The organism is uncultured Streptococcus sp. (genome assembly GCF_963521865.1).
Lineage (GTDB): Bacteria > Bacillota > Bacilli > Lactobacillales > Streptococcaceae > Streptococcus.
Map to the genome: position 1 here is coordinate 1 of NZ_CAUQWY010000047.1, position 9,655 is coordinate 9,655.

Below are 9,655 nucleotides of genomic sequence, written 5' to 3' on the forward strand. Positions count from 1 at the left end.
CTTCATTTTCTGGGTCAAGTGGAGATACACAGCATGAGATACAGCTCATTTCACCATATCCGTCTTTAGCCATTGTTGTTACACCTTCGTATTGGATAGAAGAGTGTTTGTGGCTCATATGCATACAGTAGCGACGGAAGTTGTATGGCAATTTGTCAGTCCAAAGAACTGTCAAGTTTGGTTCTGGTGAGTTACCGATGTTGTCAAGAGTGTTCAAGAAACGGTAGTCCATCTTAGTAACACGGTGACGACCGTCGTTACCCATACCAGCCATAGAAGTTGTGATGAAAGTTGGGTCACCTGAGTACAATTGGTCGTAAGCTTTTGTACGAGCAAATTTAACTGTACGAAGTTTCATAACGAAATCATCAACGAATTCTTGAATTTCTGATTCAGTAAATGTACCACGAGCAAGGTCACGTTCTGCAAAGATATCCAATACGATTGGCACACGTCCTAGAGATGTAGCAGCACCGTTGATAACACGGCAGACAGCCATGAAGGCGATGTTAACCCATTGGATTGCTTCTTTAGTGTTCATCGCTGGTTTGCGAACATCAACTCCGTAAAGGTCACCCAAGCGAACAACTTGTTGCAATGCTTGATATTGAAGGTTGATTTCTTCACGAAGACGGATTGTTTCTTCATCGATTTCTTCGATTGCGTTCCAATCGTTTACTTTTTCTTGCATCAAGTAGTCTGCACCGTAAAGAGCAAGACGTGCGTAAACACCGATGATACGTCCGCGTGAGTATGCATCTGGAAGACCAGTTACAGTGTGTGCGTGACGAGCGCGACGGATGTTTGAAGTGTAAGCACGGAAGATACCGTCGTTAACTGTTGTTACGTATTTAGTGAAGATTTCGTGAACAGCTGGGTCTGGTTCGTATCCATTTTCTTTCAAAGTAGTTTCAGCCATACGGATACCACCTTTTGGCATGAAGTTCAATTTGAAGAGTTCATCGTTTTGGATACCGAAGATAACTTCGTTTTCTTTATCGATAAATCCAGCTGGGATATCAGCGATAGATGTTGGACGAGTGTCCATTGGGAAACGAGTTTCTTCGTAGTGAGCCTTAGTTTCTTCTACAATTTTTTTGATGTGAAGTGAACGTTCTGTTGGTCCTGCAAGGAAGCTTTCGTCTCCATCGTAAGGTGTGTAGTTAGCTTGTACGAAGCGTGATACACTTGCTTTTTCTTTCCAATCTACGCCTTTGAAGCCTTCCCAAGCTTTGTCAAAAATATCTTGTGCTTCAACAACTGTTTTAACAACCATGTTAATGTCCTCTGTTTTCTTTCTAGTAACAGTCATCTGTTACATTTATGAAACTAGTATACCATACAGTAACCGATTTCAACAAGCGAAAGTTCCTTATTTTTACACTTTCTTTTCTAACACAGACTGTTCTCTATGCCAAACTGTATTATATTTTTGAAAAAATAAAGTCCTTTTTTCTTTTTTTCAGAAAAAAGGGTATAATAAAAGAAAATAAGCAGTAAAAAGGTGCTAGGCATGTTGATTTTTCCCTTATTAAACGATTTGTCAAGAAAAATCATCCATATTGACATGGATGCCTTTTTTGCTGCGGTGGAAATCAGAGATAATCCTAAACTCAAAGGAAAACCTGTCATTATCGGAAGCGATCCTCGGCAAACAGGTGGGCGGGGAGTCGTTGCTACCTGTAGCTATGAAGCACGAGCTTTTGGTGTCCATTCTGCCATGAGTTCCAAGGAAGCTTATGAACGTTGTCCCCAGGCCGTCTTTATCTCAGGAAATTATGAGAAATACAAGACTGTGGGACTCCAGATTCGAGCTATCTTTAAGCGCTATACAGATTTGATAGAACCTATGAGCATTGACGAAGCTTATTTAGACGTGACAGAAAATAAACTCGGTATCAAGTCAGCAGTCAAAATCGCTCGGCTCATTCAAGAGGATATCTGGCAAGAACTCCATTTAACTGCTTCCGCAGGTGTTTCTTACAACAAATTCTTAGCTAAAATGGCCAGTGATTATCAAAAGCCACATGGTTTGACAGTGATTCTACCTAATCAGGCTGAGGATTTTCTCAAACAAATGGATATTTCCAAGTTTCATGGAGTAGGAAAGAAGACGGTAGAACGTCTTCATCACATGGGTGTTTTTACCGGCGCTGACCTACTTGAAGTTCCTGAAGTGACTCTGATAGATCGTTTTGGTAGACTGGGTTATGACCTTTATCGAAAGGCTCGTGGCATCCACAATTCCCCAGTCAAATCCAATCGCATCCGTAAATCAATCGGGAAGGAGAAAACCTATGGGAAGATTCTCCGTGCTGAAGAAGACATCAAAAAAGAGCTGACTCTCCTATCAGAAAGAGTCGCTCTCAATCTCAATCAGCAAGAAAAAGCTGGAAAAATTGTCATTCTGAAAATCCGCTACGAGGACTTTTCAACTCTCACTAAACGAAAAAGTCTTTCTCAAAAAACACAGGATGCTAGCCAGATAAGCCAAATAGCCCTGCAACTCTATGAAGAATTAAGCGAGAAAGAAAGAGGTGTCCGCCTGTTGGGGATTACCGTGACTGGATTTTAATACTCTTCGAAAATCTCTTCAAACCACGTCAGCTCTATCTGCAACCTCAAAACAGTGTTTTGAGCAACCTGCGGCTAGCTTCCTAGTTTGCTCTTTGATTTTCATTGAGTATAAAACCTTGAAGAGCCTGGACCCTTCAAGGTTTTTCTTATACAAATAAACGGACAAAACTGTAAAGTAGCAAAACACCACCAAGCACAATGCGGTATTTACCGAAAAGGGTAAAGTCGTGTTTTTTCACATAGCTGGTCAAGAAGCGAATAGCGACCATGCTGACTGCAAAAGCGACTCCCATCGCAACCAAGAGCAAGAACAATTGCCCAAAGCTCAAGAGCTGTCCTGCTTTCACAAATTTGAAAATCTTTAATGCACTAGCTCCAAACATAACAGGAATTCCAAGATAGAAGGTAAATTCTGTCACAACAGAACGACTGGTTCCATTTAACAAACCACCGACGATCGTTGCCCCAGAACGGCTTGTCCCTGGTAAAAGGGCAAGAACTTGGAAGAGTCCGATATAGAAAGCGGTCGTATAAGGAAGCTTGTCCAACTCTGTTACACTTGGCTCGATAGCACGCGCTTTATTACGCTTTTCCAAATAGATAAAGGCAATTCCATAGATAATCAACATGAGAGCAACAGAAACCATATTATGGAAGTGGGTATCAAACCAATCATCAAATTTAAAGACGGCAAGTAAAGGCAAAGTGGCAACCAAGACCTTCAACCACAATCTCCAAGTCTTACGAACTTCCTGCTTATCCTTAGTCGGTTTGAAAGGATTGAGCTTGTTAAAGTAAATGACCATAACCGCCAAAATCGCACCAAGTTGAATTACAACATTAAACATAGACATAAAGGCTTCATTCTGATTTTGGTATTGGATAAACTCCTCTGCTAAAATCAAGTGACCTGTACTGGAAATCGGCAACCATTCCGTAATTCCTTCAACAATCCCGAAGAAGATAGATTTTAAAATTTCAATAAGATACATAGATTACTCCTTTTTCTATCTTCCATTATAGCATATTTTTTCAGCCAGTGATAGCTCTCTTTAAAAGGCACCGATACTTCCACCACCTCCGCCTCCAGAGAAACCACCGCCAGAACTTCCACTTCCAGAAGATACGGAGTAGGTACTTGCTGTATTTGCGACACTAGCATAATGGCTCATTTGCGCGCTTGAATGATAAAACATACTATGCCAGCCATAAGCTACATAAAGATTGATATCTGGATTTTCCACTTGAATCTGATGAACTTTCATCAAATGACTGACCTTGTCCGCATAGCCAAATAGGGTCGCATAGACCAAGAGGCGATTCCAGACCACAATACTTTCCAATTCAGCCTGATCCAATCGTGCAATCTCACGCAACATATTTTCAAAACTGGTCCAGAGATAGTAGACTTCTGCTCCTGCTTCATTTAGGACACCATCACGATTATCTAATCGAAGCTTCCAATAATAGAAAACAGCCAAAACTAAACCTAGAAAACCAAGTATTGGCAAGAGGAGGTAAAGATAGCCATAAACATCCAAACTGTACAAGAACAAACCAAATCCGATAAATAGGGGCAAGATAGTCAAGACCCCCATACCTACTTGCAAGGTCTTTTCCCCACCAGTTAAAGGTCGATAGTAATCTGGAAGCCCCCAGAAGGAAACTCGTTTTCTCACCCCTTCTTGCATCTCTTTCAACACTTCTTCGAAAGAAGATTTGAGCTGACGCCCCCTTGATTGAATCCGCTTTTCATCAGCAGCTTTAGCTCCGCGATAAAGGCTGTCAGATACCTTGTAATCCGCAAACAAATTGGAAAGAGTTTCTTCTTTTTTACCTGAAAAAGCTAGATTTAGACAGTCTTTCTCAAAGCTTGACAAACCATCTTCTTTTACTAGCCTCAAACCAACTGCGTCTCCTTCTGAAATAATAGAAACATTCCCACGGTCTATCACATCTAACAAAGTAGCTTGAATAAGTTGGTCAAAGGTGAATTTTCCTGCTCCTTTTGTTAGAGGACTCACTTCCTCCAAGGAAGTCGAGTAAACCGCTTCTGATAAAACCATAGGCTCTAATTCCATTGGTGGTTCATAGAGACGATGATTTTTGGCATATTTGACTGAAGGAGTGGTCTTTCTTCTATAAATAAAATAGAAGCAGATACTCAATAACAAGGAGATGGAAAGTATGGAAGGGAAGACCCAAGTAACAAGTTGTTTACTTTGCTCTTTTTCTTTAACAATCGAGTCTTCTATCTTATTAAACTCTTCTAAACGATTCCCTTTCAAGCCCTGATCCCTAGCGCTAGCAAAATCGGTCCGAGGCCAATAGGCATGCAATTCAACTCCACGCTTAGCCGGAAGATTGTCTAAACGAATAGTATAATCAAGGCTACTCTTTTCAATCGTTCCCTCTCTAAAGAGTTTCCCTGTATGGAAAAAGAGTTTTTCAGCCCCCTTCTCTCCCCTTACATGAAATTCAAACTTTCCAATAGCCCCTGAACTATCTGTTAAAGGTTGCCAATTTAATTCAGCGATGTCATCATATAGAAAAAGCAAATTTTTTAAATTCCATGTGAGGTCAACTTCAACTATGTCGCCCCCCTGACCTGAATTGTAGACTTTCACAGTATAACCATTTGCTTCTTCTGTCACTTCGCTAGTAACATCTGTCAGTTCAGCACCATTTTTCGCGGCCTGAACCTTTGGATGGGAATCAATGTCAAATCCGCTAGGCATCTTGCCAGCACGTCCAAGTCCCACGATTTGGCCCTTAAAGTCCTCCTCAAACTGGTAAACTATCTTCTGTCTAAATTCTGCTGTATTGTCTGCATGAATATACAAATCCCCTTGATAAGAGTTTATCTTGAAATCAATGGCAAAAACAGAGAATGGCAGAAGGCAAAATAAGCCTAAGACCAATAAGAAAAAAGTTTTTTTCATCAACTAAGCCCCCTTTTTATCTTTGCTATCATTATATCATTTTTTCATAAGTAAGGGCTTACCTATATTGAAAAATAGAGTTTTTTTCGATAAAATAGGAGACAGTTATTTTTTAATAGATTAGAAATAGGAGAAATCATGAGAAAAATATACTTATCTATTTTCACAAGTCTCTTGCTGATGCTGGGACTTGTCAATGTTGCTCAAGCTGATGAATATTTACGCATCGGGATGGAAGCAGCATATGCTCCCTTTAACTGGACCCAGGATGATGATAGCAATGGAGCTGTCAAAATCGATGGAACCAACCAGTACGCCAATGGATACGATGTTCAAATCGCCAAGAAAATCGCTAAGGACTTAGGTAAAGAACCTTTGGTTGTTAAAACCAAGTGGGAAGGTCTAGTCCCTGCCCTTACTTCTGGTAAGATTGACATGATTATCGCAGGTATGAGTCCTACTGCCGAGCGTAAACAAGAAATTGCCTTTTCAAGCAGTTACTACACTAGCGAACCCGTTCTACTAGTCAAAAAAGATTCTGCCTACGCAAATGTCAAATCTTTGAATGACTTTAACGGTGCAAAAATCACTTCTCAACAAGGTGTTTACCTTTACGATTTGATTGCACAAATCCCAGGTGCTAAAAAAGAAACAGCCATGGGGGACTTCGCTCAAATGCGCCAAGCTCTTGAGGCTGGTGTCATCGATGCCTATGTTTCTGAACGCCCAGAAGCTCTGACTGCCGAAGCTGCGAACTCTAAGTTCAAGATGGTCCAAGTAGAACCAGGTTTCAAAACTGGGGAAGAAGATACAGCTATTGCCATCGGGCTTCGTAAAAATGACAATCGTATTAGCCAAATCAATGCCAGCATTGAAACCATTTCAAAAGACGACCAAGTTGCCTTGATGGATCGTATGATCAAGGAACAACCTGCCGAAGCTACAACAACTGAAGAGACTAGCAGTAGTTTCTTTAGCCAAGTCGCTAAAATTCTTTCTGAAAACTGGCAACAACTCTTGCGTGGTGCTGGTATCACTCTTTTAATCTCTATCATCGGAACCATCACAGGTCTCATTATTGGACTTGCCATTGGTGTCTTTCGTACTGCTCCTCTATCTGAGAATAAAGCCATTTATGGCTTACAAAAACTAGTCGGCTGGATCCTCAATGTCTACATTGAAATTTTCCGTGGTACACCAATGATCGTTCAATCGATGGTTATCTACTATGGAACTGCCCAAGCTTTCGGTATCAACCTTGACCGCACACTGGCTGCTATCTTCATCGTTTCAATCAACACTGGTGCCTACATGACTGAAATCGTCCGTGGTGGTATCCTAGCAGTTGACAAGGGACAATTTGAAGCCGCGACTGCTCTTGGTATGACTCATAACCAAACCATGCGTAAGATTGTCCTACCTCAGGTAGTCCGTAACATCCTACCCGCAACTGGTAATGAATTTGTCATCAATATCAAAGATACATCTGTATTGAACGTTATCTCTGTTGTCGAACTTTATTTCTCAGGAAATACCGTGGCAACACAAACTTATCAATACTTCCAGACATTTACAATCATCGCCGTGATTTACTTTGTCCTCACTTTCACCGTAACACGTATCCTACGCTTCATCGAACGCCGCATGGATATGGATACCTATACTACAGGTGCTAACCAAATGCAAACGGAGGATTTGAAATAATGACCCAAGCAATCCTTGAAATTAAACACCTCAAAAAATCCTATGGCCAAAACGAAGTGCTAAAAGACATTTCACTCACTGTCCACAAGGGAGAGGTAATCTCTATCATCGGAAGCTCTGGAAGCGGGAAATCGACCTTCCTACGCTCCATTAACCTACTTGAAACACCAACTGATGGACAAATCCTTTATCATGGACAAGACGTCCTCGAAAAAGGCTATGACCTCACGCAATACCGTGAAAAGTTGGGAATGGTTTTCCAATCCTTTAACCTCTTTGAAAATCTCAACGTCCTTGAAAACACAATCGTCGCTCAGACAACTGTCCTTAAACGCGAACGTACAGAAGCTGAAAAGATTGCCAAAGAAAACCTGCAAAAGGTCGGCATGGGAGAACGCTACTGGCAAGCCAAACCAAAACAACTCTCAGGTGGTCAAAAACAACGTGTGGCCATCGCTCGTGCCCTCTCTATGAATCCGGACGCTATTCTCTTTGATGAACCAACATCAGCTCTAGATCCAGAAATGGTTGGAGAAGTCCTTAAAATCATGCAGGAACTGGCCCAAGAAGGCTTGACTATGATTGTCGTAACCCATGAAATGGAATTTGCCCGTGATGTCTCTCACCGTGTGATCTTTATGGATAAGGGTGTGATTGCTGAAGAAGGTAAACCAGAAGACCTCTTCACCAATCCTAAAGAAGACCGTACAAAAGAGTTCCTTCAACGTTATCTCAAATAAAAAGAAAAGGCTGCATCAATCGTGCAGTCTTTTTGCTGTCCTCATACTCTTCGAAAATCTCTTCAAGCCACGTCAGCTTCGCCTTGCCGTATATATGTGACTGACTTCGTCAGTCTTATCTACAACCTCAAAACAGTGTTTTGAGCAACCTGCGGCTAGCTTCCTAGTTTGCTCTTTGATTTTCATTGAGTATCAAAATGAGGCTCTATAATATTTGTAGTGGGTAAATCCCCTATGGATATTATGGAGCCTATTTTGTTGTAGAAAAAAAGTCCCATAAGATCTATAATGAAAAGCGACCAAACAACTCATTAGAAAGATTCATATGGAACAATTACATTTTATCACAAAACTACTCGATATCAAAGACCCAAATATCCAATTTATGGATATCATCAATAGGGATACCCACAAAGAAATCATCGCTAGACTGGATTATGAGGCCCCTTCTTGTCCTGATTGTGGAAGTCAAATGAAGAAATATGACTTTCAAAAACCTTCTAAAATTCCTTACCTCGAAACAACTGGTATGCCTACTAGAATCCTCCTTAGAAAACGTCGATTCAAGTGCTATCATTGCTCTAAAATGATGGTCGCTGAGACTTCTCTCGTCAAGAAGAATCACCAAATCCCTCGTATCATCAACCAAAAGATTGCCCAGAAGCTAATTGAAAAGACTTCTATGACCGATATTGCTCATCAGCTGGCCATTTCAACTTCAACTGTCATTCGCAAGCTCAATGACTTTCGTTTTAAGCATGATTTTTCTCGTCTTCCTAAGATTATGTCCTGGGACGAATATACCTTTACAAAAGGAAAGATGAGTTTCATTGCACAAGATTTTGATAATCTCGATATCATCACTGTTCTTGAGGGAAGAACACAAGCTATTATTCGAAATCACTTTCTTAAATATGATAGAGTCGTCCGATGTCGAGTGAAAATTATTACTATGGATATGTTTAGCCCTTACTATGACTTGGCTAAACAGCTTTTTCCGTGTGCAAAAATTGTACTTGATCGCTTTCATATTGTACAACATCTAAGCCGTGCTATGAGTCGTGTGCGTGTCCAAATCATGAATCAGTATCATCGAAAATCCCATGAATACAAGGCTATCAAGCGCTACTGGAAGCTCATTCAACAGGATAGTCGTAAACTCAGCGATAAACGTTTTTATCGCCCTACTTTTCGCATGCACTTGACAAATAAAGAGATTTTAGACAAGCTTTTGAGCTATTCAGAGGACTTGAAACACCACTACCATCTCTATCAACTCTTGCTTTTTCGCTTTCAGAACAAGGAGGCAGACAAATTTTTCGGACTCATTAAGGACAATCTAAAGCAGGTTCATCCTCTTTTTCAGACTGTCTTTAAAACCTTTCTCAAGGACAAAGAGAAAATCGTCAACGCCCTTCAATTCCCCTATTCAAACGCTAAACTGGAAGCAACCAATAATCTTATCAAACTTATCAAACGAAATGCCTTTGGTTTTCGGAACTTCGAAAACTTCAAAAAACGGATTTTCATCGCTCTAAATATCAAAAAAGAAAGGACGAAATGTGTCCTTTCTAGATCTTAGCTTTTCATCAACCCACTACAGTTGACAAAGAGCCCAAAATGAAAAGGCAGACCCAATTCAAGAATCCGCCATTATCCAAAGATTAATCTTCAAATTTTTCATGATTTTTT

7 protein-coding genes are annotated in these 9,655 nt (G+C 40.6%); 4 read left to right on the top strand and 3 right to left on the bottom strand.

Going from position 1 to position 9,655, the window contains the following annotated elements:
• A partial coding sequence (locus RWO85_RS09000) for a pyruvate formate lyase family protein (protein WP_314415436.1) occupies window positions 1-1,276 on the bottom strand: 1,276 nt, incomplete at its 3' end.
• Between the two features lie 237 nt (window positions 1,277-1,513).
• On the opposite strand from RWO85_RS09000, the gene dinB reads away from it, so the two are divergent.
• A complete protein-coding gene (gene dinB, locus RWO85_RS09005) occupies window positions 1,514-2,575 on the top strand; it encodes a DNA polymerase IV (RefSeq protein WP_314415429.1) in 1,062 nt (353 codons plus the stop codon).
• A gap of 148 nt (window positions 2,576-2,723) precedes the next feature.
• Here dinB and RWO85_RS09010 read toward each other — a convergent pair whose 3' ends face one another.
• Together RWO85_RS09010 and RWO85_RS09015 are read right to left on the bottom strand one after the other, a co-directional pair.
• On the bottom strand, window positions 2,724-3,569 hold the full coding sequence (locus RWO85_RS09010; protein ID WP_000280776.1) for an undecaprenyl-diphosphate phosphatase: 846 nt from the start codon (window positions 3,567-3,569) through the stop codon (window positions 2,724-2,726).
• A gap of 60 nt (window positions 3,570-3,629) precedes the next feature.
• Complete coding sequence (locus RWO85_RS09015; protein ID WP_314415430.1) at window positions 3,630-5,519, bottom strand: DUF2207 domain-containing protein; 1,890 nt, start codon at window positions 5,517-5,519, stop codon at window positions 3,630-3,632.
• Between the two features lie 138 nt (window positions 5,520-5,657).
• On the opposite strand from RWO85_RS09015, the gene RWO85_RS09020 reads away from it, so the two are divergent.
• From RWO85_RS09020 to RWO85_RS09030, 3 genes are all read left to right on the top strand, one after another.
• Complete coding sequence (locus tag RWO85_RS09020) at window positions 5,658-7,223, top strand: ABC transporter substrate-binding protein/permease (protein WP_314415432.1); 1,566 nt, start codon at window positions 5,658-5,660, stop codon at window positions 7,221-7,223.
• Window positions 7,223-7,963: an amino acid ABC transporter ATP-binding protein gene (locus RWO85_RS09025; protein WP_314415434.1), complete on the top strand. Its 741-nt coding sequence runs from the start codon at window positions 7,223-7,225 to the stop codon at window positions 7,961-7,963. The genes RWO85_RS09020 and RWO85_RS09025 overlap by 1 nt, the downstream gene beginning before the upstream one ends.
• Before the next feature lie 325 nt (window positions 7,964-8,288).
• Window positions 8,289-9,545 (top strand): ISL3 family transposase, encoded by a 1,257-nt coding sequence (locus RWO85_RS09030; RefSeq protein ID WP_314415435.1) that lies wholly within the window; start codon window positions 8,289-8,291, stop codon window positions 9,543-9,545.
• Window positions 9,546-9,655 lie beyond the last annotated feature (110 nt).

Bases quoted from the DNA above. Each gene is read 5' to 3' on its own strand.
- dinB (WP_314415429.1), top strand. From the start codon at position 1,514: ATGTTGATTTTTCCCTTATTAAACGATTTGTCAAGAAAAATCATCCAT.
- RWO85_RS09010 (WP_000280776.1), bottom strand. From the start codon at position 3,569: ATGTATCTTATTGAAATTTTAAAATCTATCTTCTTCGGGATTGTTGAA.
- RWO85_RS09015 (WP_314415430.1), bottom strand. From the start codon at position 5,519: ATGAAAAAAACTTTTTTCTTATTGGTCTTAGGCTTATTTTGCCTTCTG.
- RWO85_RS09020 (WP_314415432.1), top strand. From the start codon at position 5,658: ATGAGAAAAATATACTTATCTATTTTCACAAGTCTCTTGCTGATGCTG.
- RWO85_RS09025 (WP_314415434.1), top strand. From the start codon at position 7,223: ATGACCCAAGCAATCCTTGAAATTAAACACCTCAAAAAATCCTATGGC.
- RWO85_RS09030 (WP_314415435.1), top strand. From the start codon at position 8,289: ATGGAACAATTACATTTTATCACAAAACTACTCGATATCAAAGACCCA.